The following is a 26,353-nucleotide window of genomic DNA, read 5'->3' as shown; positions in this document are numbered from 1 at the left end:
TTCGAAAGAATATCCTTAAACTTTCGTGTGCAAAGATAATAAAATTATTAATTGCACATAATAAAACACTTAAATATATAAGAAACATTAACATAAATAAGGGTATGGATGGACTTGAATTAAAGAAAATCTTAATCGGTAAGGGCTATATGTTGAAAGACATTGCCGCCAAATTAGGAATGACACAACCTAATTTCAGCCAAATAATAAAGGCACAGGATATAAAAACTGGCACATTGGAGAGTATCTGTGATGTACTTGGCGTAAAGATGGATTTCTTCTATGGCGAGACAAAGTATGCTCCTGTTACCAAACAGGAGTCAACCGAAGATGACCAAATGGCAACCGAAGACCTTAGCCAAAAGGTTCAGTATTTGCAAGGTCAGTTGACAGCAATGAAGGAAGCCTACCGTTTCCTTCTCGACAGCCTTTCAACAAACGGTTCGTCTAATACTTTGCGTCAAGCAGCGAACGAGTAAAACATGAGTGTAAAATCATCTATCATGATTTCACTAAAGGTAATAAGAAAAAGTAATATACTATAAATATATATGGAAATGTTTTACATATGTTTCCAATAACTTCACGCATCTCCCATTTACAAAGGATTTTTTGCTGCTGCGCAGGCTGCTGTAGAGGAATAATAAGATAAGCCCTCGTAACTAACGAGTTAGGCGGTAAGTCTCTGATAATAAAGAGGCTTGCCGCCTAAATTGTTTTTGGTGGGTCTGCACGTTCTGCACACTAATCATGCAGAATTTGTAGGCTTTGCTTACAAAAACTGACACAAACTTTGGTGGTCGTGCTTACAAGTGCTTACAAACGATTTTTGATGAACAACAAAATAGAATTGAAATTATGGCTCTATTCAAAGCAACGGTAAGAACGCCACGAAAGGACGGCTTCTACCAAGTGTACATCCGGGTGATGCAGAACCGCAAACCCGGCTACATCAAGACAGACAAGGTTGTTACCAAGAAACAGCTTGATCGAGAAGGGAATATTACCGACCCATTTGTGACGGAATATTGCGCAATGCGCATATTGAGGTTTAGTGAGCTGCTTAACAGGGTGGACTGCACAAGGTGGACGGTCAGGCAGATAATCGAGTATGTGACCAAGGAGGACGAGGACTTGTGCTTCTCTGACTATGCTGCACTTCACATAGACCGTATGATTGACAACGGACAGGTGCGGAACGCCAAGAACTACAAACTGGCGTTGCAGCACATGGAGAGGTTTGCAGGTACCAACAGGCTTATGTTCGGACAGCTGACATCGACATTCGTGAACCGATGGATAGCTACGTTGGAGCAGACGCACAGGGCAAAGGAAATGTACCCTGTGTGCATAAGGCAAGTGTTCAGAGCTGCCATCAAGGAATACAACGACTATGACAACGGCATCATCCGTATCAGGACGAACCCTTGGGGCAAGGTGAAGATACCACAGGCGGACCGCTCGACAAAGATTGCCATCAGCCCGGAGGAATGCCGACTGTTCTTTGCTGCACCATTGCCGGAAACGAAGTTCATTGACCCGGTGCCAGAGATTGGGCGTGACGTGGCCAAGATGATACTTTGCCTTGCAGGTATCAACACGGTTGACCTGTTCGAAATGCCAAGGGACGGCTATCACAACGGAATATTATGCTACAACAGGGCGAAGACGAAGAAGGTACGCACGGATGATGCGTATATCGAGATGCGCGTGGAGCCGGTTATCCAGCCATTGGTGGAGAAGTACAAATCGCACGATCCAAACGACAAGTACTTCTTCAACTTCCATGAAAGGTTTTGTGACAGTGACTCTTTCTGTGCTTGTGTGAACAAAGGCATCAAGATGGTTTGTGAGAGTATGGGCATCCCGAAAGCGAAGCAGTACAAGGCATACACGTTCCGGCACACATGGGGAACAGTGGCGCAGAACGACTGCAAAGCATCCATTGACGAGGTTGCATTTGCCATGAACCACTCTCATGGGCGCACCATCACACGAGGTTATATCAAGTTGGACTTCACACCGGCGTGGGATCTCAACGCTAAAGTGATTGACTTCATCTTCTTCAGCACACGCAGGAGCAAGCAGGGAATGGCGCGAGACGTTGACGAACGGAAGGACGCTTTGTTCCGCATAGCACCGAAGTACATGATTTATGCCCGGGCCTACTTCCGTGGTGAGGTTCTGGCCGAGGTGAGCGACATTGGCTTCAGCAACATTGACGAGATAATATCACGGCTGGCGGCGAAGCTGCCGGACAGCATCCCGGAAAGATGTGCAGTTCAATTCAGAATTAAAAACGTTGACACGGAACGTGAGGCGGTGTATGAACGCACCAAAGGTAAGGGCTTTTAATTTTTGTCCGGCTTTGCAATTGCAAGGTCGGACATTTTCATTTTGTAGTATCTCAGAAAGTAAAAAAAGAACTTCAAACTCGAAGTCTTTTTGTCGTCGTTGTTGTCGTATTATACGACGTAAGGAGTATAATATATATCTATATTCCTTTATCCTTTATGTTTATATAACATTCGTTATATCTATACGCGCGCGCGAGGAAAACCCCATAGGGGATATTATTTGTTTCGAGTTTTCTTCTTTTGAAAAACCCCTTAGGGGTTTCTAAAATAACCCCATAGGGGTTTTTATTCGCTGTAACGTCTTAAATATCAACGAATAACGGCATTTTATGTTTTTCGCTTTTTGTCATAGTTCATTAGGGTTTAAGCATGTTCTTTACAATTCGTTTCAGTGGAGTTTTCTGTTTTAAGTCGATGATTACTTGAAAAATTATGTAGTTGTCGAGGGGTTTATTTACGGTTGATTTTCATGCAGTTTCAAAAACGGGTAAGGGGTTTTATAAATAACCCCATAGGGGTTTTTGTTTTGCGTTTTTAATAACCCCTTAGGGGTTTCTGAAATAACCCCATAGGGGTTTTTGTTGAAGAGTTTGGGAATAAAAAACGACCCATCCTCACGGACAGGTCGAAGCCTAAAAAACTATGAGTAAACAAAATGAGTCGGTCTAAAAGTAGATGAAATAGAGACTGGCTTAATCGTCCTCGTCGTCGTCATCATCTTCTTCCTCGCCACAAAGGACGCGCAGCTTGTCTTCGATTGTGCGTACGCTGACGTGTGCGTTCATGTCAACGTCGATAGCCTTCATCTTTGGCGTATGGAACTCCAGCAAGCGCAGCTCTGCGTTTACGCGATCGTCAGGCGCAAGCATCATCATGTCGCAATCGAAGTCTGACATTGTGCGCTTCTTACCGTCGTCGCCAACTATTTCCTTGGGTTCGAAGTATGCCAAGGAATGTGTTTTGATGAACCCTTTAATCGGGTTCTCCTTGTTTGGTGTGCCCTTTTTCCTGCCACCGGTCTTCATTCCCTTCATATTGAATATGTTTTGTGTTGCGCCGTTGGCGCAAAAGTTAAAAGTACTGAGCAAAGATACATTACTAATTTAGCGCACGAATTATAACTTTTGAAACATAAAACGATATGGGACTAATTGGTAGCATAGCAGGAGGCGCACTCGGAGCAGCCGGCAGCATCTTTGGCGGCATCAGCGCAAGCAAGGCGATGAGACGAGTGAAGAAGAACCTCCAAGCACAGAAGGAGGCCAACCAGAACTGGTATGACCGTCGTTATAACGAGGATGCGACGCAGAGGGCGGACGCTCAGCGCATACTCACCCAGACGGAGGAGAGCATCAGGAACCGCAACCGACAGGCGGCAGGTGCCCAAGCCGTGATGGGTGGTACTGACGAGAGCACAGCAGCAGCCAAGGCCGCGAACGCACAAGCATTGGCCGATGCAACGTCGCAGATAGCTGTCAATGCGGAGAATCGCAAAGACCAGATTGAGCAGACCTATCAGCAGCGCGACTCGCAGATCAACGAAGCGTTGAACAATTTGGAGATTAACAAGGCACAAGCCATCAGTCAAGCCGTGCAGGGCGTTGCCAAAGCAGGTGCAGGGATTGCTGGAGCCTTCTAAAAACATTTGACATGAGCAATTGGACAGAAGAACAGCAGGAACAGTACGAGCAGGGCAATGATGGTGGATATACCCCACCTAAAGGTTCGCTTGACTGGGCCGAGCAGCCTGCACAGCCAGAGCCAGCACCGAAAGGGACGGAGGCATGGACTGAGCAGAACAGCGGAGGCAATGCACCGGAGCCGTCGGAGTCGAAAGAACCACCAAAGACAGATGTGGCACCACCTGCCGACAAGCCAGCCGGTGTGTCGCCACACAACGACACGATGGGCTACGATCAGCAGATAGCAGCCTTGCAGGAAGCCGCTAACCGCGTGAAGCCGGAAACTGAGGAGGAACGCAAGAAGAGAGAACGTAGGGAGAAGTCAGCGAAGATTGTTTCAGCTGTCAGCGACGGTCTGCAAGCGTTGAGCAACCTTTTCTTCACTACTCGCGGTGCTCCTAACATGTATGACCACAAGGAGGCAAGCCAGCTCACGCCATTGCAGGAGAAACTGGAGAAGCTGAAAGCTGAACGACAAGCCAACGCGGACAAATACCTCCAGTATTCACTCAAAATCGGTGACGCACAGAATGAGCGTGCCAAGACCTTGCGAGAAATGGAAGCACAGCAGGAGGCACTGAGATTGGCAAGGGAGAAGGCACAGCGTGAGCAAGAGGAGCACGGATGGCTTGCGGCATTGCAGCCCGACAAGCAGCGTGAGCAAGCTGGTAAGGCCACTAAAGCCGAGCAGGAGGCTATTACCGCTGAGGCAGAAGCGGAAAATGCTCCAGACCTCTATAAGGAAAAGGTAAACACGGAGAGAAACCGAGGCAAGGCAGCGGCGGCATCGGCCGAAGCAAGCCATGCTTCAGCTGCAGACCATTACGCTTCAGCAAATGAGCACAAAACCAATACCCGGGGACGTTTCCAGTGGTGGGACGAGAACGGAAACATGCATTATGCCAAGACCGAAAACGAAGCTATTACCAAGGCTCGCCAGCATGGAACACTTGACAGTGTAACTGTGAACACTACGGACAGCACAGACAGCGATGTGTTGCGTCGTGGCAAAGTTACGGGCAAGAAGAAGACCAAGAAGACCACATCAAAGAAGGTGTTCTACCCCGGAATTAGGAAGAAGCCTGCGGCAACGAAGCCACCGGCGAAACCAGCTGCAAAGCCGAGTGGTGGCAAGCGAGGAGGCAATTGGGCTTCAGGACTGACAATATAACGCAAAACAGAAATCATTATGCCATTAGACAATAGTAAACTCAAAAAAGTGTATGCTACCCTGCAACAGGGTGGGTATAAGCAGGACTATAAAACTTTCCTGAAGGGGTTCACGGGGAATGACCATTACGAGAACCGCAAGAAGGTGTATGACTTGCTTTCTGCAAATGGTGCGCGGATTGGCTCCTCGTATGAGGAGTTCATGAAGAAGATGCAGGTGGCACCTGCTCCTGCAAAGTCAACTCCAGCCAAACCCAAGGGAACGCCCATCACTGAGGCTTACCGCCAGAAGGTGCTGGCAAATGTAGGCAACATGATGGCCGAGACAAATGCCTCGATCCAGCGTACGCAGAACCGCATGGACTATGCAAGAGCCAACGCTGGGCTGAGAGTGCCGCGCGTCACCATTGGAGATAAGAACAGTGGTGTGCGCTTGGGACAAAATACCAAGGTCGTAGCCAAGAAACCACAGTACAACCCCAAGTCGGGCAAGATGGAGCAGACCTATATCACGGAAAGTGGCAACGAATTCACAGATCGTGGTGCGGCTGATTTGGAGCAGAATACCATCGACGCGTACAAGGATAGCATGAGCGTAAGTGGTCAGTTGCGTGATGCTTATGCTGAGCGTGACAGATTGGACGAGGCCATGAAAAAGCGCATGAAGGAGATTGATGAACGCCCTAACCAGCGTTTCAACGACTTCATGCGTGAGTCGGCAGCAGCCATGACACCCGGTGCAGGTCCAGCTGGTGAGCTGGAGGCTCGTATGTCGAAATATGACAACGATGACGAGTACCTGCAACTCATGGCCGCAGCCCGAAAGAACCATCAGACCATCCAGTTGTTGGAGGACAAGAAGAACAACCAGATGAACAGTTTCTGGCATTCGCTCGGCACAACGGCACTGAACGGCTATACCTTTACTGATGGTATGAGTGAGATGCGTGACGCAACCGCCCTGACGCGTGCCTCTAAGCATATTGACAGCATCAACAGAAAACGTGCGGCAGGTAAGCCTCTGACAAGAGAAGAGCAGACAGCCGAGGCCGTTCTGAAGAATTTTGCCACGGACAATGCCGTGCAGGGTATGTATGGCGGAGATTATGGTGCATGGGCAAGGGCTGGTGGTATGACTGCAAATTCACTTGACTTCATGAAAGACCTTATGCTCAATCCCGGTGCTGGCAGCATGGCTAAGGGCATCATGCGAGGAACTGCAAAGGGAATGGCCAAAGGTTTAGCCAAAGTGACAGGCAAGGAAGCTGCCCAGTTGTGGAAGAACAACGTGGTGCGCAGGACGCTGAAAGCGACAGGTGTGCTGATAGGTGCCCATACGGCCGGTGCATACGTCAGCAATACAACTGGCATAGGCAGAACAGCCGCCACGATGGGTACACTGGCTTCGGGAAAGGTCGGTGTGGACGACAATGGCAATTATATGGTAGAGAACGCTATGGGACTACTCCCTGCCTTTGCTGAAGCAGAGCGTCAGCAAGCACGCGAGAACGGCTCGGAGATGTTCGGTGAGTTCATTCCCGGTGTCGGTGGCATGGTGAAGAAAGGCTTGGAGAAGATAGGGCTGAGCAAGTTGTCGGGTGCGATGACAAACATCGGCAACAAGGAATGGTACAAGCAGTATAGTAGATTGCTTGAGTCTGGCGGTTATAATGGTTTGCCCGGTGAGGCTTTGGAGGAATACGAGGGGTCGCTTTTTGATGCGCTTACTGGCCATGCCGGGGACGCATGGGACGACATGACGAACTTGCAGAACCATGTGGACATCTGGCTGGGGTGTGCTACCATGGGCGCACTGCTTGGCTCTGTACCGATGATGATGCATGGTCATCACACGGCACTGTACTACCGCTACAAGCACAACACGGACAAAGCCGACAACCTCGCCTCGTTCCGAATGACCGCAGAACGCTGGGCACCTCTGCACGACAAGATTGACAACACGGACAACAGCAAGATGGCGGATGTAGTGACAGGCATCATCAACAATCCCGACCTCCATCCCGAAGAAAAGAAAGCGGCATTGAACTATGTGCGCAATCTGACGATGATGAGAGGCTACAACATTGCGCAGGTGAACAATGCCAGTGACGATGAGGAGCAGCGTCCCGAGGTGCAGAGCGTGAATGACAACTACTCAAAGGGTTACGACACCACGGAACCACAGGCCATGAATGATGCGAAGAACCTGCTTGACATGAAACGTGAGCAGGTGGCGAAGGAGCATGGCATTGAGAATGTGGACGAGGTGGACGCTCTTATTGGCGATGATCCTTTGCGCTACATTGAGGAGCAGAAGCAGTTGGGCAATACGGACAAGCTCCAGTCTGTCATTGATTATGCTAACGCGAAGTCGGCATACGATGGTATGGTACAGCGTGTGCAGGACGACATTGACAGCCGTATTGAGGAAACCAATGCGACAGTAGACAGCCGTGTGAACCGCCATGACGGAATGATACACCCTGCATCATTGAAGTTGCAGAACGAGGACGGCACGGACAAGAAAGTCTATATCGTCAGTGGCAATGTGGTGATGTTCGATGACGGAAAGGGCGTTGATAGGGAAAAATCGGACAACACGATTGTTATCCGTGATGTTGAGACTGGCGAGATGAAAGTAATTCCGCCAGACCTTATCCGTGGCTTGGACGCAGCCGTAGACCCCGAGGAGGAGAAAGCGAGAGCAAGGGAAGCTATCATTGAGGAAATGTCACAGACCGCAGCAAACAACGTGGACGGTGTGGTGTCTTTCAATGAAGGTGACACCTATACGTTGACTGACGAGAATGGAGAACAGACGCAAGTGACGCTTGTTGCCAACGAGCAGGGACTTGTTGACAATGGGGACGGAACTGTCAACGTGACTGTTGACGGCCAGAATGTCGTGCCCATGAGCATGGAGGATATACAAGGTGGTGTGGATGCCACCAATATGGCTCGTACCGTGCAAGCCGAGCAGGAGCGTCAAGCCAATGGTGAAAACGTACCAAATTCGGATGAAAGTGTACAGAATGATGGTGAAAACGTACAGGAAACGCCTGATGGCGTAGAATATGGCGTGAACGACACCTTTACGTTTATAGATGGTGAAGGCGCAACCATTCATGGCGAGGTGCAGGGTATAAGCGATGACGGTGTGGAGATACGCACGGACGAGCCGTTGAACGGAAAGCGTGTGCAGGTTATCCCTGTCGAGGAGTTTGAGAACAATGTCGAGAGCATCAATGATGCTGACGGCAATCAAGTATGGGCGAGAGAGTATGCCGAAGATGCGGCTGCTACTGAGGAGGTATCAGATAGTACCGAACCGCTTGACCATGATTTAGTTGCTCCTGCAACTCCGACAACGGAAGAACTTGTACAGATGGCGCGTGGCGGCAATGAACTTGCCCAGCATCAACTTGAAGCGCAGGGTGTGGAGTGGGAAGAACCTGCCAAAATGCAGCAGACCTCTCTCTCCCGTGTACCCATCAACGAGGAAACCGGTGAACCTATGTTTGAGAAGGCAGACCGCGAGACAGCCCTTGATGCTCTCAACGAGGTTACCGGAGGCAACGATGAAAATACTACTGCCATCGTGAGAGCGCAAGTAGAACAGGCGACTAAGGCACTTGAAGCGTTGAAGAAGAAGGAACCTACAAAGAAAACTCCTTCTCTGAAAGGCTCACCAATGGCAATGGTAAAGGCGCAGCAGGAAGCAGAGGCCAACTACAACACCGCCATGGAAGACTATAACGCCCAAGTAGCCGCAGCCGAAGAGAACTTGAACGCATGGTCGCGCATCAACTCCCTTATGAATGACAGAAAGCGTGCTATCCGTGAGCAGCAGGAGGCTGAGCGCAAGGCTCGCGAGGAAAAGCTACACGCAGAAGCCGTTGCACGTCTGGAGGAAGACAAGCGCATTGCCGCTGAGAAAGCAGCCGAGCAAGAGGCCGTCGGCACTCATGCCGTGAACCCGAAGATAAAAGCAAAGTGGGACGGAGCCACCAAGGTTGAGGGCAATCCTAATGCTATCACCCTTGCAGATGGTTCTACAATCCGTGGTCACTACGTCCTCACTGAGGCAGGAGCAGCCACAGCCAGCCATGACGTGAACAATGCCTACGAGCCTACTGAAGGTTTCCCGGTTGATGAGAATGGTGAGAGCGTGAATGACCGCGACTACAAGCGTGACAAAGACGCGCAGCGCATTGTAAGGGATATGGCAGACAGCTACGACAGCAGAGCTTTGCAGACACCAGTCATTGTCAGCAAGGACGGCGTTGTGCTTTCGGGCAACAACCGCACTATGTCGGGCGAGATTGCAGCAAAGAACGGCACAGACAAAGCGTATGTGGACCACTTGCGCGAGTTTGGAGCCATGTTCGGTTTTACTCCCGAGCAGATAGACGGCATGCAACATCCGCGCGTTGTCTTTGTTCCAGATGAGGAACTGCCATACGATGCAAGTACGTTTGCACGCTTCAACGCAGAACAGCAGAAGAAGCAGAGCAAGCCTGAGCACGCTGTGAAACTTGGCAAGATTGTTCCTGACAATGTGTTCACAAGCATCACCAATGACATCAGCCGCTTTGACCGCATGTCTGACTACTATGCCGACGACAGATCAGTGGCTTCTGCCATCAGTCAGTTGTTGGATGCAGGAGTTATTAACGAAATGCAGTTACCAGAGCTTCGCACTGGCAATGCTTTGTCGGCAGCAGGTAAGGAACTTATCGAGAACACACTTATAGGCAAGGTCTTCCAGACTTCGCCCGATGCCGTGCGCCAGATTATCAGCACACCGACACTTCGTCAGTCTGTTGTTATGGGCTTGAACGAGATTGCCAACAACCGCACACTTGCCAAGAGCGGCTATGACCTTAGCAAGGAATTGGCAGCAGCCGTTGATCTTGTGAGTCGTGCCAAGTCTGACTCGCCCGAGATCTATAAGGAAGGTATGCCGGTATCTCCTTACGGCAGACAGCAGGGCCTGTTTGACGACGAATACGGAGACAGTCGTGTAACCGATGGCGTTACGTTGCTCCTTGCCGACCTGCTGAACAGCGGAAAACCGAGCGACTTGCGCAAGGTTCTCTCTACATACAATAATGAGGCTGCATCACCTGCTGCAGGTCAGATAGACATGTTTAGCGGTGACGTGACCTCTAAGGAAGAAATTCTCAAAAACGTAATCGAATATTTCAGAAATGCTACACCAAAAGAACAACAAGCCCTCATCGACGCAGCCGTTGCAGAACGCAAACGGAGAGCAGAAGCTGCAGAGCCAGCTGGAGGAGACGAGGCAAGCGAACAAGCTACGGTTGTTGCTGAGAGCGATGCAGAGCCTCAACAGCCAGTCGTAGCCAGTGAAGAACCAGTTAAGGGTAACGAACCCGATGCCGACGCATTGGCGAAGGAAGCCGAAGAAAAACTGAGCGAGCGCATCACCGACACAGAAGACGAGTGGACGGAACCAAGCGAATATGGAGAAATCTACAAGCACCGTATGTTCGTTGATGGCAAGGAAGTTATCAAGGTTGATGCTCCTGACAAGAGCAAGAATTATCCCGGAACCTATTATGAGATTGACGGCAAGCAGTTTGGCGACCTCTACGAAGTAGCCAACTATATTGACGGCAATGAGCAGCCGTTGTCTGCCAAGATTGAAGCAGCCTCAGCCGAAGTGAACACCGACCCCACCGAAGCACAGAAGGAAGCCGGCAACTATAAGAAGGGGCATGTGCAAGTTGGTACGTTCGACATCACCATTGAGCAGCCGCAGGGCAGCGTGCGTAAGGGCACTGATGCTGACGGCAAGCAATGGGAAAGCAAGATGAACAACACTTACGGCTACATTCGTGGCGCAGTTGGTGTTGACGGAGACCACATTGACGTGTTCCTCTCCAATGATATTGACGGTTGGAACGGACGCAAGGTGTTCGTTGTTGACCAGTACAACCCCGACGGCAGCTTTGACGAGCACAAGGTTATGCTTGGCTTCAATGATCAAGACGAGGCTAAGGGCGACTACCTTGCCAATTACGAGCAGGGCTGGGAGAATGGCCGCAGAATTGACATTACCGGCGTGAACCTCGAAGACTTCGAGAAGTGGATAGAGTCGAGCAAGCGTAAGACTAAGCCTTTTGGCGAGTACTCGTCGGTGAAGAAGGACGTTGTGGAAATCAATACACCAGAAGAAACCGGCTATTCCATCACTCCTTCAACCTACACCAATAAGAAGGGCAAGACGAGCGATGTTTCTCTCCTTACCTTTGACCATGACTTGACAGCCGACCAAGAGCGTGCCGTCAAGGAGTTTGCCAAAGAACGGACAGGTGAGGGACGCTTTGCCCCTGCACGCGGTTGGAAGGATCGTGAGAGCGGTGGCTGGATGTTCCGTAGTGAAGAGGACGCACGCAAGGCCGCTGAAATGGTTGGTAATGAGGAAGCTGTTGCAGACAACCAGCCAATGACAGCGCAGGAACTTCGCGATGCCGTGGAGCCGAAGAAGCTAACGACAAGTAAGAAGACCGCAAGCAAGAAACCTGCAAACCGCGTAGAGAGCGTGCCAACAGAAGAACCAATAGAGCCGGAGAAGCCTAAGTATGAGGTCAGTGACGAGGAAATGAACGGATTGATGAATGACATTCGTGATATTCTCGGTATTGGTGACGACGAGGGCGATGCCGGGTTTAAGTTCCGTGATCCGGACGAACTGACTGTAGAGCAGCGTCAGAAGCTCATGTCAGTCGGTCAACGTCTGGCCATGGCCATGGTTGAGCGTGGCAATGAGTCGTTTGGCAACTATGCCTCCATGATGGTTAAGGCATTGGGCGACAAGGTACGCCCTTGGTTAAAGGCTTTCTATGGAGGACTGGAGTATGTTCCCGGCTATGACAAATATGCCCTCACTCCATACGAAGAGGTGAAAGCCTTTGACGTGGAGAATTTCGACAAGCCTACCAAGGACGTAATGGCACAAGCCAACATGATAGTTGAGGAAGGCAAGGCACAAGTGGCCGCAGAAAAAGCAAACAATGAATTAAAGGCAACAAGAAATGAGCAACGAAAAGAAACCGAAAAGCAGACAGCAGCAAATACAGATGCTGTTGCAGCAGAAGCAAAGTCTGTTGCAAGCGAAGCAACGGCTCTCGCAGAAACTTCAAGCGACGAGCAAGCCCTCACCGGAGCAGCAGAGCGAGTAGATGAAACCCTCGACAAGGTAAATGAGCAGCTTGCCCTGCTTGGCTACTATGAGGCTGACGAGGTGGAGAAGGACTACAACGAGGCATACGGCTACATGCGTAATGCCGAGAAGAAGGCCGTCAAGGATGCAGCCAACCTTGCAAGCCAGTTGATTTCTGATTTGAACCTTAGCCACTATGAGGCTTCTCACTCAAAGCAGACGGATAAGAAAGGCAATCGTAAGAAAAAGCCACTTGCAGTTTCCAACATTTCACCTATTGGAGGTGATGTGTCTATACACCTGCCATTAGAAGAAGGACGCGAGCTGTATCTGACAATAGGCGTTGAGCCAAGAGCAGCCAAGGGTGTAGATGGCTTTGGAGGCAGCGACCTTGAAGTTACTCACATCATGTTCCGTGTTGACCATCCTGAAGGCACCGGCAATGACCGCTACGGTAGAAATGTCTTCGTTGACAGCAATGTTACGTATTCTGACCTTCTGAAGCAGGTGCAGCGTGAAGCCTACAAATATCTTATAGGTAGTGGCGTGACCAATGAAGGAGAGTATGCAGCAGGTGACAAGGTGCAGTATTCAACCGATGGTGGCCGAACATGGACTGATGCAGTTGTAGTGCAGCCGAACGATGAGGGCGGCATCCGCATTGACACCGGCCTTGCTCCTGTCATGTGGGTTAATGCTCATCCGGACCAGTTGCGCCATAAGCCAAGCGAGTCAGCCGAGCCGAAGCATGAAGCCGTTGGCGACTTCTACGAGGATGGTATTAACGAGGATGCCGTTGCGGCATTGCCAGAAGACACTGCCATACAGCTCCATGTTGTTGACATTCTCAATCCGGGCATGACTGACCATTCGATGAAATCGAAGATCGAGAGCCTCAACACGTTGCTCCCTAAAATTTCAGACAAGAAATTGTCTGAACTCGACAAGGAGTATGGCGATGACAAGGATATGGGCACCCATATCAAGGCAGAGGTGGCGAGACGTGCCAAGGATGGCGGCGTTCAGCCAACATCATCAGAGAAACCAGCAGACAAGCCAAAGCCTGCATCCAAGAAAAATGCAACTAAGAAAGTTAAACCAGAGCAGCCTGTAGGTGATTTGTTTGCCGGGCTGTTTGATAATACATCAGACAATGGATTACAAGGAAATGATGAAGCGGTACGCACCGAAACAGTGCCAGCCGACAATAGTGGACAACAGCAAGGACTACGAGAAAGCCAAGGAAGCCCTCGCAAAACAGCTGCACAAGAAGGTGGAAGACCTGACGGAGGACGAGGAGGACAAAGCACTGGCAAAGATAGGGCTGTGTCCGCTGGACTTCATGGACTGACCGAGCCGAAGAACACACGCAACAACCATTCAGAGCGTGGCGCAGACCATGCCCCTACTTCGGTGAATGGCAGAATAGAGGCCAATATCAAGGCTATTGAGTTGGCGCATGAATTACTTGAGAGCGGTGAGACAGCCACTCCCGAGCAGATGGGTGTGCTTAGACAGTTCAGTGGTTGGGGTGGTCTTGGAGCCGCTTTCAGCGACGGAGGTTATGACTGGAAACAGCGTGAGCGTAACAAGAAAATACGTGAGTTGCTTGGAGAAGAAGCCTACGAGCAAGCCGTTATGAGTGCTAACAGTGCCTACTACACCCCTGCATACGTTGTTGATACACTTTGGGACATTGCAAATCAGCTTGGTTTCAAGGGTGGCAACATCTTGGAGGGTTCTGCAGGTATTGGCAACATTTTGGGACAGATGCCTACAACGGTAAGCGAGCGCAGTAACATTCACGCCATTGAGATAGACGGCACATCTGGCGGCATTCTCTCATTGCTCTATCCCGATGCCAAGGTGGAGATACAAGGTTTTGAGCAGACACGCATACCTAATGGCAGTGTGGATCTGGCTATTACCAATGTTCCTTTCGTTACCGGGTTGCGTGTGAATGACACCACAGGCGACAGTGACCTTTCTAAGAAGTTCCACAATATCCACGACTTCTGTATAGCCAAGAATGTGCGTAAGTTGAGTGAGGGTGGATTGGGTATCTTCATTTCTTCAAACGGCACGCTCGATAACAGCAAGGCTTTGCGCGACTGGGTTGTGAACGAGGGAGGTTCGGACTTCATCGGAGCATTCCGCATGAATAACAAGACCTTTGGCGGTACAACCGTCACGTCGGACATCATCGTTATCCGCAAGCGAGTGAATGGTCAGAAGTCGGCACAAGCCATTGACGTGAGCAGCATCAGCGGTGAGCGCACGGCCGAATATGAAGAACCGGGCGCACGCAAGGCCAAACAACTCTCCATGGACTACAACAAGTATTTCATCGAGCACCCAGACCACATGGCCGGTGAAATGCGCTTTGCCTTTGAGGAAGGTGATACATTCAGACCTACGAGCAAGGGACTCTACCCGGTAAGCGGCAAAGACCAAGGCAAGATGCTGGTTGATTTCGTTAAATCGTTCACTGAAGAAGATAGCAGCAAAGCGACCACTACAGATCACCACGATGTTTCACTTGTGCTTGATGCGTCAGCGGACGGCAAGAAACTTGGTGAAATGTATATGAAAGACGACCAGATTGTTTTGGCCAGCTTTGGCGGTTACTATCCTCTTGAAGTGAACGATAAGAAGATAAAGGGACACACCAAGCAGGAGTGTTTCACTGCTTATGCTGCCATCAAAAGTGCATTGGCCGATGTTATGCAGTACCAGACAGAGAACGAGAGTGATGCAGGACTGAAACCATTGATTGCCAAACTCAACAAGGCATACGATGCATTTGTCAATACCTACGGCCATTTCAACAAAAACAACCAATTAGCATGGTTGCGCAATGATGTGGACTATCCTAATGTGTTCTCATTGGAGACATATAAGGAGCAAGGAGACGGCAAGGGAGGCGTTGTCAAGACCTACGATAAGGCCGATGTGATGAAAGGCCGTGTCGTGGAAAAGGAAAGCGAGCCGCACCCTGAGAATGTCAAGGACGGTGTTGTGGTGAGCATGTTCAAGAACGGACGCATTGATGTTCCTTACATTGCAAGCCAGCTTGGAAAGAGTGAGGCGGAAGTGAAGCGTGAAATCATTGACAGCGGACTCGGCTTTGAAGACCCTACGACACGACAGATGGAAGTGTCATACCAGTATCTGAGCGGTAACGTGAGAGAGAAGCTGAAACAAGCTGAGGCCAACAATGAGAATGGCGAATACAGCAAGAATATCAAGGCATTGCATGATGTGGTTCCTATGAATATTCCTGCACACTTGATAGACTTCACGCTCGGTTCGTCATGGCTTGACCCAAAACTATATGACGAGTATGTGAAAGAGCGTACCGACATAGACGTGCATTTCACAGCAGCTGGTGGAACATGGTTTATGAAAGCCCCGACCTATGGTGTGAACGTTGAGAAGAACCGCGCAATGGGTATTGTGAGTGAAATGCTTAAGAAAACAATAATGGGCCATGAACTCATTTCAGCCGCAATCCAGAACAAAAGCATTATCGTGTCACGTACGGAAAAGCATTATGACGGCACAACGGAAGCCATCACAGACCGTGAGGCTACGGCAGCATGTGCAGCCAAGATAGACGAGATACGTCAGGACTTCAAGGACTGGGCGCGAGGAAAGATGCAGAGTGACGCGGACTTGTCAGCACGCATGGAGCAAGAGTATAACGACCGCTTCAACAATTATGTTCCTATGAGCATACCTGACGACTTTGTACCTGAATATTTCGGTGGCGCAACACACAAGTTCAAGATGCGCTCACACCAAGGTAAGGCCATTGTACGAGGTACAATGCAGCCGTTGTTGCTTGCCCATGAGGTTGGTACCGGCAAGACATTCACCCTTATCTCCACCGCAATGGAGATGCGCAGACTCGGTACGGCACGCAAGCCTATGATCGTGGTACAGAATGCCACCGTAGGACAATTTGCAGCTTCAGCTAAGGAACTCTATCCAAATGCCAAGATACTTACGCTTGAAGATAATGACCGCAATGCGGAAGGTAGAAAGAATTTCTATGCAAAAATCAAGTACAACGATTGGGATATGATAGTTGTACCTCAGAGTACCTTTGAGTTTATCCCCGACAGTGACGAGCGTCAGATGCAGTTTGTGCAGGACAAGATAGACGAAAAGATGCTTGTGCTTGAACAGATGCGTGAGGCAGACTCCAGCGGCAGAGACCCTATAACAAGGCGTGCTGAAAAGGAATTGGCCGACCTCCAAGCAGAAATGGCAGCATTGTCAGAAGGTATCTCAAAGAAGCGCACAGCCAACAATGAAAAGAAGAAAGCCGTTGCCAAGCAGAACGCAGCTGTCAAGGCGCAGGAAATGCTCGATCGCCGCACGGATGATGTGGAGAACTTTGATGATATGGGAATTGATGCCCTGCTCATTGACGAGGCGCACGAATACAAACACCTCGGTTTTGCAACAGCCATGCAGCGCGGTGTGAAAGGCGTTGACCCATCATACAGTAAGAAGTCGCAAGGAGTGTACTTGAAGACTCAAGCCATATTGGAGAAGAATAATGGTCGCAATGTTATCTTCGCCACTGGTACGCCTATCAGTAATACAGCAGCAGAGATTTGGACTTTCATGCGTTATCTCATGCCAAAGGACACCATGAAGGAATATGGTATCTACTACTTTGACGACTTTGTGCGCAACTTCGGCAATATACAGCAGATGCCAGAGTTCAACACAAGCGGCAAGTTCAAGGAAGTGAACCGCTTTGCCGGATATGTGAACCTGCCCGAATTGGTTCGTATATGGTCAGGGGTAGCAGACACCGTGCTGACCAAAGACCAGACGGAACTTGTGAAGAAGATACCAGAAATGGAGGGCGGCAAGGCGCAGGACATCTATCTACCACAGACACGCGCTCTTCGCAGTGTGATGAAATATGTGCGTGAAGAACTTGAACGCTTTGACAAAATGAGCGGCAAGGAGAAGAAGGAAAACAGCAGCATACCTCTCACTATGTATGGTATTGCTCAAGGAGCAGCTGTTGATGCCCGACTTGTGGAAATGCACGCAGAGGATGATCCGAGGAGTAAGACTAACGAGGCCGTACGCCAAACCTTGCGTTCGTTGAAAGAGACTGACGACTACAAGGGTACTGTAGCCATCTTTGCCGACCACTACCAGAATAAGCGCAGCGGTTTCAACCTGTATGAGGACATCAAGAAGAAACTCATCCAGCAGGGTGTTCCCGAAAGCGAGGTTATCGTAATGAAGCCCGGCATGACCATCAAGAAGAAGTTGGAAATCTTCGACAAGGTTAACCGAGGCGCGGTGCGTGTTATTCTCGGTAGTACTGCAACCCTTGGTACTGGTGTAAACATACAGGAACGTCTGCATACCCTTATACACCTTGATGCGCCAAACCGTCCGATGGACTACACGCAACGCAACGGCCGCATCCTGCGACAGGGCAATCTTCACAAGCAATGGAATAAACCAGTCCGTGTGCTTCGTTTTGGTGTGGAAGATAGTCTTGACGTAACTGCATATCAGCGATTGAAGACCAAAGGTGCGATTGCTGATAGTGTTATGGAGGGTGACCGACTGATGCAGGACAGCATGAATAACCGTGTGCTTGAAGAGGAAGAAGATGTGTTCGGCGACACTGTTGCTCAACTCTCTGGTAGTGAATACGCCCTGCTGAAAAACAATGCGGAGAAGAATGTGCGCAAGTACGAAAGCCGCAAAAAGCAGTGGGAAGCCGACCAAACCTATATTCACAATGCCAAGCCAAAGTTGGAGGGACAGATAAAGGCTGCAGAGCAACGAGCAGAGGAAGCTAACGCCCAGCTGCTTGCAGTGCAAAAGGCATTCCCCGATGGTAAGTTCACAGAGATAACTGTTGGCAAACTGAAATTTGCTTCGGTTGATGCCATGGCTGACTTCATCAAGGAACACAACAAGAAAATCCTCGATGCAGTAAAGGCGATGAAAGAGAACCCCGGCAATAACGTCCAGACAAATGCTCTTACTTTGTCATTGGGAGGTTACGACTTTGTTGTCAAGACAGAGATGTTGCGAGAGACTGTGAACAATGGCGGACTGCTGTTTGCCGAGATACATCGTAGAATGAGCTACTCATGTCCTGAACTTGGTCTGAATAATGTTCCTGTAAAGCAGTCGCTATTGCGCAATGCCGTTGAAGACATCACCGAGAATGTAATCACAGGTAGGGACTTTGCCGAGCGGTTCGACATTGCTACACGTATGGTACAGCACGGCAAATCAGAGTTAGAACAACTAAAGCAGCGTGAAGGTAAGCCGTTTGAGTTTGGAAAGGAACTCGAAGAAGCCAAGCGTCAGTTTGAGGAATATTCCGAGGCCATGAAGGTAGAAATGGCAGAAAAGGAGAAGAAGTATGCCGAAATGGACGCAAGTGTTGACGCAGCTACTGATGTCGTTGTAGACGATGAGGATGAGAGCGCAGAAGACAAGACCAAGTTCCGTCTGCTTGATGCTGACGACCCTAAGGCAATGGAGCTGGAGTCTTTGCCAGAGAGTGAGTTGGTTCCTGTTTACCGTAATGTGCAAGCCTTTGAGGATGATGCACTGGGTTCACCTATGGCATTTACCGATGCAGAGACAGGCGAGCGCAGAACATTGGAAGGCAGACGTTGGAACTATTCTGCACCTCCAAAGGTAGAACTCACCGAGGAGCAGCAGCGCAAGCTGGACGAGCTCAACAAGAATGGCTACATCATGGTTGACGGCAAAAAGAGTACAGAGTTGCAGATCAATGACGGTTTGAAATTCGTGAAGCCTAAGACCAAGGAGGCACAGTTGCAGTACTTCCTGAAGAAGAACCCCGAAGACAAGGGCTTGTGGGCAGCATACGACCCATACGACCATGCCATCGAAACACCTTTGAACACGCAGTTTGGCGAGGCATACAAGAGACCTAACCTTGTTGTGGTACGCAGCCTCATCCCGAAATCGGAGATAGACGAGCCGTTCCACGCAGACTATGCTCTGTTGCCTACCGGTGCCCATCAGTGGAACAATGGCCGCACGCTGTATCTTTCACGCTGGAGCAAGATAGACAAGGTGCTCACCCGTGAGGAGGAAGCTAAGCTCATTGACGAGTACTGGAAGAAGCATCCGGGAAAGCGTGAGGAGCTGAAGACCCACCGTGACTACAACCGCTTTGTGCCACAAGTGCGCAGAGAGTTGGAGAAGATGGGTTACCGCTTTGAACTTGACGGCAAGGAGTTGACACCGGAGGAGAGTCTTGCACTCGACAAACAGAACTGGGAGAGCCGCGATGTTATTCCCGGACGCGAAGGACACACGCCATTCGTCAGCAACGAAGACATAGCACGCATCAATGCGAAGATGGCCGGCAAGTGGGTAGGCGAACCGAAGGAAGCAATGGAAAGTGCGATGAGCGAGAGAGTGACCGAACTGTCCGAACGTCTGCATACTCCAGTACGCATCATCCGTACAGAGGAAGAAGTGGCTGCATTACCTTCCGTGCGCCAGCGCAGAATGAAGGGTAGCTTCAATCCTATGACCGGCGAGGTGACTATTGTTGTTCCCAACAATGCTAACATGGCAGACGTTGAGAATACGTTTGTGCATGAGGTTGTGGGTCACGATGGTTTGCGCGTGCTGTTCCCTGATGAAGCTAAGCTGAACAATGCCCTTGATGAACTCTATCGTGTGTCTAAGGACGAGATACGCGGTACCATTGACCGCATGGCGCAGAAGATGTACGATGCCGAGGTGGACCGCATACGTGAGAAGAAACGCAAGGAGCATGTAGCCAATGGTGAGGATGCCAACGCTTCATACTATGCAGATATGGCAGCAGCACATGCCGAGGCCGGAAAGAAACGTGAGCAGTTCAAGCGTGATGCAACAGAGGAATATGGTGCCGACCTTGCCGGACGTATCGGTGAGAAAGGCTTCGAGAAGATGAGTGCCGAAGAACTTACGTTCTGGGGCAAACTGAAAGCCATGCTCCAAAAGGCTCTACAAAAATTGTTGGACGGATTGAAAATCCCCGGCAAGAGGAAGTGGGGTGATAAGGACTGGGCGTTTGTTCTGCATGAGGCATACAAGCGTAAGAAGAATGGTGGTAAGCCTACCGTGTTCGATGCCGCTGATACTGAGGTTATGCGCAGGAAGACAGGTTTCGGTGATACTAAGTTCAGTGATGGTAAGCGTGAACAACAGACTGCTAACGAGCGTTTCAACAATGAACTTACACGCTATCAGAATGGCGAAATGGATAAGAATGAGATGCTGCATCTTGGCAGACCACAAGGAGTAATGCGTACATTCCTCCCAAACTTGCCTATTGTTATGCGTCAGCGTGTAATAAAGAAAGGTTCAGAGAAGAAGCATGAAGTAGATGTATCTGCCATAATGAATATGCCGCAACACTTGTCTTCGCCTATATTCGTGTTCCAACGTAGCGAGGACACAATTGGTGTGCTTACAGACATGAGAGACCGCAATGGCAAAAATGTGTGTGTGGCTATTGAATTGAAGAGACAGATACAGCAGGGTGCGGAATATCTCGAAGTGAATGATGTGCGTTCGTTCCACGGCAGGGAGTTCAAAAATATTGTAGAGCCGATTGCAAATAACAAGACATTGAAGTGGGTAGATAAAGAAAAAGGACTCGCTTATCTCTCCTCAGCGTCACAACCGGTTCAGCAGGAAATAGACAAGCAAGTCCTTGATACTGCGACAAAGGTAGTCAAAGATTTTGTAAATCCCAAAGTTTCTGACGAAAATGTTGCAGATGAGGGCATTATGTTCCGCGACGGTGACAGTGTGGAGTACAACAAGGCGATGGCACGTGACATATATGAGCAGCGTGTAAGTCGTGGAATGTACCAGATGCAAGAGGCACTGCAAGACAGTATGCTCGGACTGAAAGAGGCTATGGACGCGATACTCAAAGCAGAGGGTAATGGCAAGACATATATCGAGGATGTGGCAGGGTATGAGAATGCCTATCTTGGTGAAAATCGCCTTTCTTCTGTGAACCAAGCAGAGTGTACCGCATTTGCGCAGACATTGTTCAAGCCAATGCTTGAGGAGGTGGCGAAACTTGCCAAGACAGCGGACGAGCGTGCTGAGTTGACAGACTATATGATGGCCAAGCACGGATTGGAGCGTAACGAGGTAATGGCGCGGAGGGCTGCGGAGAAGGACGCTCGCTCGGAGTTCTTTGCAGAAGTTCTTGCTGCTCAGCAGGCTGTTGACAATGATCCGTTAGACCAAGATGCGATTGATGCTTTTGAAGACGTAAAGCAGCGAATGCAAGATCGTGAAGAAGAACTTTACTTGATAAATCGCGAACGAGACTATGCAGGACTGACCGCTTTGACTGGAATGGACAATGTGCTTGATGCGGAAACAGAGGCGCAACAAATGGTATCCGACTACGAAAGAGACCATTGGGTTGATGGCTTGTGGGACAAGGTGAATGCCGTAACGAAAGCCACATTGCAGAAAACCTACGAAAGCGGACTTATTAACAAGGCGACCTACGACGACATCAGCGGAATGTATGGGAATTATATTCCTCTGCGTGGCTTTGACGACAAGACGAGCGATGAGGCGTATGCATACTTGACGGACAAGCACAGCGCATTTAATGCTCCAATCAAGACCGCCAAGGGACGCAAGAGTAAGGCTGACGACCCGTTTGCCAATATGGAGGCTATGGCTGAAAGCGCGATAATGCAGGGTAACCGTAATACTTTGGTGAAGCAGAAGTTCTTGAATTTCGCGCTGAACCATCCGAGTGACCTTGTGAGCGTGAGCGACCTGTGGCTATGGCACAATGACGTTGCAGACGAGTGGCAACCTATCAACTCTGGCGACCTGCAAGGGACGGAACGCATTGAGGAAGATGACAGTCCTGCTGAGGTGGAGCGCAAGATGCGAGACTTTGAATATGCGATGCAACAAGCCGCGAAGAACGACCCTGCACACTTCAGAAAGCAGAAGGACAATCCTGCTATTCCGTACCGCGTTGTGGAGAGCCGTGACCTTCGACAGCACCAAGTTTTGGTGAAGAGAAACGGCCGCGACATCATACTCACCATCAACGGCAATCCGAGAGCTGCACAGGCGTTGAACGGACAGACCAACCCAGACAATGACGTGTCAGGTGCAATAGGTGCAATCATGCGATTAGGTGAGACCATAAATCGTCAGTTGTCGGCATTTTACACCACGCGTAACCCAGACTTCGTTGTTTCGAACTTTATGCGCGACATGATGTATGCCAACACTATGGTGTGGGTAAAGGAAAGTCCGAACTATGCTTGGCGTTTCCACAAAAATGTTGCAAAGGTCAATCCAGCGAAGATGAAGGTACTTCTTGCCAAGTTGCGCAATGGTACACTCGACTTGAACGATGAAACGGAGAAGATGTTCCATCTGTTCATGATGAATGGTGGTGAGACAGGTTATGCCAACATCCGTGACATCGAACAGCGTAAGAATGACATCAAGCGTGAGTTGAAGAAGAGCAACGGACAGATGCCAATCAGAAAGGCTTGGGACTTGTTAGGCGAGCGTCTTGACGAGTACAACCGTGCCGTGGAGAATTGCGCACGCTTTGCCGCCTTTATGACCTCACGTCAGTTGGGACGCACGATAGACCGCAGCGTGTACGATGCCAAGGAGATAAGTGTGAACTTCAACAAGAAAGGCAGTGGCGCAAAGTTTTGGAAGACAAACGGACAAACAGGAATAGGTAATGTAGCTGCATTTACTTCAGGGCTTGGTCGCAGTTTTTATGTGTTCTGGAACGCAGCCCTCCAAGGTTCTACTAATTTCGGTCGGCAGTTCAAACGGCATCCGAAGAAAGCCATTGCAGGAGCCGCCGCAATGTTCCTGCTTGGTGCATTGATGGCGAGCATTGGCGGTGGTGACGGAGACGACGACAAGGATGACAAGAACGACTACTTCAACCTACCCGAATATGTACGCAGGAGCAATGTGGTGTTCCGTTTACCCGGCATGGACAAGTCGTGGATAAGCATGCCGTTGCCAGTTGAGTATCGCGCAATGTACGGCATGGGCGAGTTGATGGTGAGCGCGATGAACGGTAAGGAACATTACACTGCAGGGGAACTCGCACACCAAATGGCAAGCCAAGTTAGCCAGATGTTGCCAATCGACATTATGGAAGGTAGCGGTGGTTTCAAGGCATTCGTTCCGAGTGCGATAAAACCTATTGCCGAAGTGATAGGCAATGAGAGTTGGACAGGTATGCCAATCTACAAGGACACTCCTTTCAACAAGGATATGCCCGAATGGACTAAGGCGTACAAGAGCGCCAACAAATACTTGGTTGGGTTGTCAAAGGCACTGAATGAGGCCACCGGTGGTGATGCCTACACAAGTGGCAAGATTGACATCAACCCTGCGCAGGTGGAATATTTGCTGAACGGCATCTTTGGTGGTGTATCGTCAACCATTGATAGGCTCACGAAAATGGGTGAAACCGTCATTGGCGATCGAGAGTATGATCCTCGCAGTTTCCTCTTGCTGAACAGACTTGTGAAAAACGGTGACGAACGTACAGAATACAGAGCCGTTAATAATGAGTATTTCAGAATAAAGGAAGAAAGCGAGAAATTGCGTACGAGGTTGAACCATTATGAGAACGACACGGCAGACGGAGTGTTTGATTATGCGGAAAAGATAGCGTGGTTGAACAACTCGCCCGAGTATCGCATATTGGAAACGTACGAAGATTATTCGGGAGACATTGACGATATTAACGAGGAGTTGAAAGCCGCAGCCTCGGATGAGGAGCGCAAGGGGCTTGAAGCCGAACTCAACGAGAAGAAGAAAGAACTTGTTGACGCTGTGAACAATATTCGAAATGGTAAGCAACAATAGTTAAACGACAAAGGACGGTGCAAGGAATTACCTTTGCACCGTCCCAAATTATAAAAATATGGCAAGAAGAAAATTACATAAGGCGAGTGCTGTCATGCCTCATGAAGGAATGGACAGCGTAGCTACAGCCAAGCACACGTTGGGCGGTAACCGTGCATTTGAGGTATTGTGGCAAGCCCAGCAGTATTGGCTTGCTATGGATACGTTCCGCAGAGACCGTGAACGTAACAAGAACTACACCTACGGACGGCAGTGGGATGACTACGTTTGTGTGAATGGTCGGAAAATACGCGAAGAGGAACTCATCAAGAAGCAAGGTAATGTACCCTTGAAGAACAACCTCATTCGCCGTATGGTACAAGCTGTACTTGGCATATACCGCAGTCAAGCCAAGGAACCCACTTGTACGGCACGAGACCGCGACGAGCAGCGTTATGGCGAGACGATGAGTACCGTGTTGCAATGTAACATGCAGCTGAACCGCATGACGGAAATAAACGCACGATGTATGGAGGAGTTCCTTATATCGGGCTTTGTCGTGCAGCGTAAGTGGTATGGCTGGCGAGAAAACAAACTGGACTGTTGGACAGACTATGTACAGCCCAACAACTTCTTCATCGATAACAACATGAGGGATTTCCGAGGTTGGGATTGCAGTTGTGTGGGCGAGGTGCATGACATATCGTTTGAGGAACTGTGCGGACGCTTTGCTAAGGATGGGAACGATTACAACCGTCTGGCCGAGATATACAAGTTTGCCAAAGACAAATCATATCTCAGTGCTACTTTTGACAACTTCGGCTATCCTCTACAAGGTTATTATGACTTCCTTGTGCCATACGACACATCGAGGTGTCGTGTAATAGAAGTGTGGAGGAAAGAAAGCAAACCACGTGTCCGCTGCCATGACGTAAACAATGGCGATGTGTTCAAGATAGACATTGAGGATTTCCAAGCCATTGTAACAGACGAAAACAACAAGCGTTTACAAGAGGCCCGTGAGCTTGGTATGGACGAGAGCGATGTGCCGCTTATCCGTTGGGAGTGGTTTATGGATAGCTACTGGTATTATTACATGCTCACTCCGTTTGGTGACATTCTGGAAGAAGGCGAAACCCCATACGAGCACAAGAGCCATCCGTATGTGTTCAAAGCATATCCGTTCATCGACGGTGAAATACATAGCTTTGTCAGCAATGTAATAGACCAGCAGCGATACACAAACCGTTTGATTACGATGTACGACTGGATTATGCGAGCTTCGGCAAAAGGTGTGTTGTTGTTCCCGGAAGACTGCTTACCGAAGGGAATGTCAATGGACGACGTTGCCGACGAATGGGCACGCTTCAACGGCATCATCATGATCAGGACACCGAAGGCCGGAACGCCATTGCCTCAGCAGATAGCCAACAACTGCACACAGATAGGTATCTCAGAGTTGCTGAGCATGCAGTTGAAGTTCTTCGAAGACATATCCGGCGTTAACGGCGCATTGCAAGGCAAGCCCGGTTATTCGGGTATGTCGGCCAGTCTGTACAGTCAACAGGCACAGAACGCCTCAACGTCTCTGCTTGATTTGCTCGACACGTTCTCTTCTTTCGTAAAAGAAGGTGCGTATAAGGACGTGAAGAACATTCAGCAGTTTTACGACACGCCACGTGTATTCAACATTGCAGGAAAGAACTCTACCATTGTGGAGTACGACCCGAAGAAGATACGCGACGTAGAGTTTGACCTTTCGATTGTGGAGAGCACAGCAACCCCAGCATACCGCGCTCTAACCAACGACATGCTTATGCAGTTGTGGGAAAAGAACGCTATCAGCGTGGAGCAGCTGTTGGAACACGGCGACTTTCCATTTGCCGACGAGTTGCTGCAGAGCATCAAGTCACAAAGGGAACAGCTGGAACAAGGCAAGGTGCCGGACGGCATTTCTCCGGAACTTGCGCAGCAGGTTCAGCAAAACGCAAACGCATCTGCCATGCAACAGGCACAGCAGATGCTACAAGCGTCTTAAT

General features: G+C 49.6%; 7 protein-coding genes. 6 read left to right on the top strand and 1 reads right to left on the bottom strand.

Annotated elements, in window-relative coordinates; all coding sequences use genetic code 11:
* Positions 1 to 479 (top strand): helix-turn-helix domain-containing protein (locus KTQ90_RS04795; RefSeq protein ID WP_217317392.1); only part of this gene is annotated, 479 nt, incomplete at its 5' end.
* Between the two features lie 379 nt (positions 480 to 858).
* Positions 859 to 2,355: a site-specific integrase gene (locus KTQ90_RS04790; protein ID WP_217317391.1), complete on the top strand. Its 1,497-nt coding sequence runs from the start codon at positions 859 to 861 to the stop codon at positions 2,353 to 2,355.
* 694 nt (positions 2,356 to 3,049) lie between these two features.
* On the opposite strand, the gene KTQ90_RS04785 is transcribed toward KTQ90_RS04790, so the two are convergent.
* The gene (locus KTQ90_RS04785; protein ID WP_217317390.1) at positions 3,050 to 3,391 is read right to left on the bottom strand and encodes a hypothetical protein; all 342 of its coding nucleotides are present in this window, start codon (positions 3,389 to 3,391) and stop codon (positions 3,050 to 3,052) included.
* A gap of 107 nt (positions 3,392 to 3,498) precedes the next feature.
* Here KTQ90_RS04785 and KTQ90_RS04780 point away from each other — a divergent pair, with 107 nt between their 5' ends.
* The 4 genes from KTQ90_RS04780 to KTQ90_RS04750 are packed head-to-tail and all read left to right on the top strand — an operon-like array spanning position 3,499 to position 26,352.
* The gene (locus KTQ90_RS04780) at positions 3,499 to 3,996 is read left to right on the top strand and encodes a hypothetical protein (protein ID WP_217317389.1); all 498 of its coding nucleotides are present in this window, start codon (positions 3,499 to 3,501) and stop codon (positions 3,994 to 3,996) included.
* 11 nt (positions 3,997 to 4,007) lie between these two features.
* Positions 4,008 to 5,210 (top strand): hypothetical protein, encoded by a 1,203-nt coding sequence (locus KTQ90_RS04775; RefSeq protein WP_217317388.1) that lies wholly within the window; start codon positions 4,008 to 4,010, stop codon positions 5,208 to 5,210.
* An 18-nt stretch (positions 5,211 to 5,228) separates the two neighbouring features.
* Positions 5,229 to 24,335 (top strand): LPD38 domain-containing protein, encoded by a 19,107-nt coding sequence (locus KTQ90_RS13675; protein ID WP_254359358.1) that lies wholly within the window; start codon positions 5,229 to 5,231, stop codon positions 24,333 to 24,335.
* A gap of 58 nt (positions 24,336 to 24,393) precedes the next feature.
* Positions 24,394 to 26,352, top strand: coding sequence for a portal protein (locus KTQ90_RS04750; RefSeq protein WP_254359356.1), 1,959 nt, complete (start codon positions 24,394 to 24,396; stop codon positions 26,350 to 26,352).
* Position 26,353: the final 1 nt, after the last annotated feature.

The sequence above is a fragment of the Leyella stercorea genome (genome assembly GCF_019052365.1).
Classification (GTDB): Bacteria; Bacteroidota; Bacteroidia; order Bacteroidales; family Bacteroidaceae; genus Prevotella.
Note: the sequence above shows the minus strand (reverse complement) of the source record. Positions and strands in the feature narration are given on the sequence as shown.

What these genes read in the sequence shown, in the direction of transcription:
- KTQ90_RS04785 (WP_217317390.1), bottom strand. Translation starts at nt 3,391, where the DNA reads ATGAAGGGAATGAAGACCGGTGGCAGGAAAAAGGGCACACCAAACAAG.
- KTQ90_RS04750 (WP_254359356.1), top strand. Translation starts at nt 24,394, where the DNA reads ATGGCAAGAAGAAAATTACATAAGGCGAGTGCTGTCATGCCTCATGAA.
- KTQ90_RS04780 (WP_217317389.1), top strand. Translation starts at nt 3,499, where the DNA reads ATGGGACTAATTGGTAGCATAGCAGGAGGCGCACTCGGAGCAGCCGGC.
- KTQ90_RS04790 (WP_217317391.1), top strand. Translation starts at nt 859, where the DNA reads ATGGCTCTATTCAAAGCAACGGTAAGAACGCCACGAAAGGACGGCTTC.
- KTQ90_RS04775 (WP_217317388.1), top strand. Translation starts at nt 4,008, where the DNA reads ATGAGCAATTGGACAGAAGAACAGCAGGAACAGTACGAGCAGGGCAAT.
- KTQ90_RS13675 (WP_254359358.1), top strand. Translation starts at nt 5,229, where the DNA reads ATGCCATTAGACAATAGTAAACTCAAAAAAGTGTATGCTACCCTGCAA.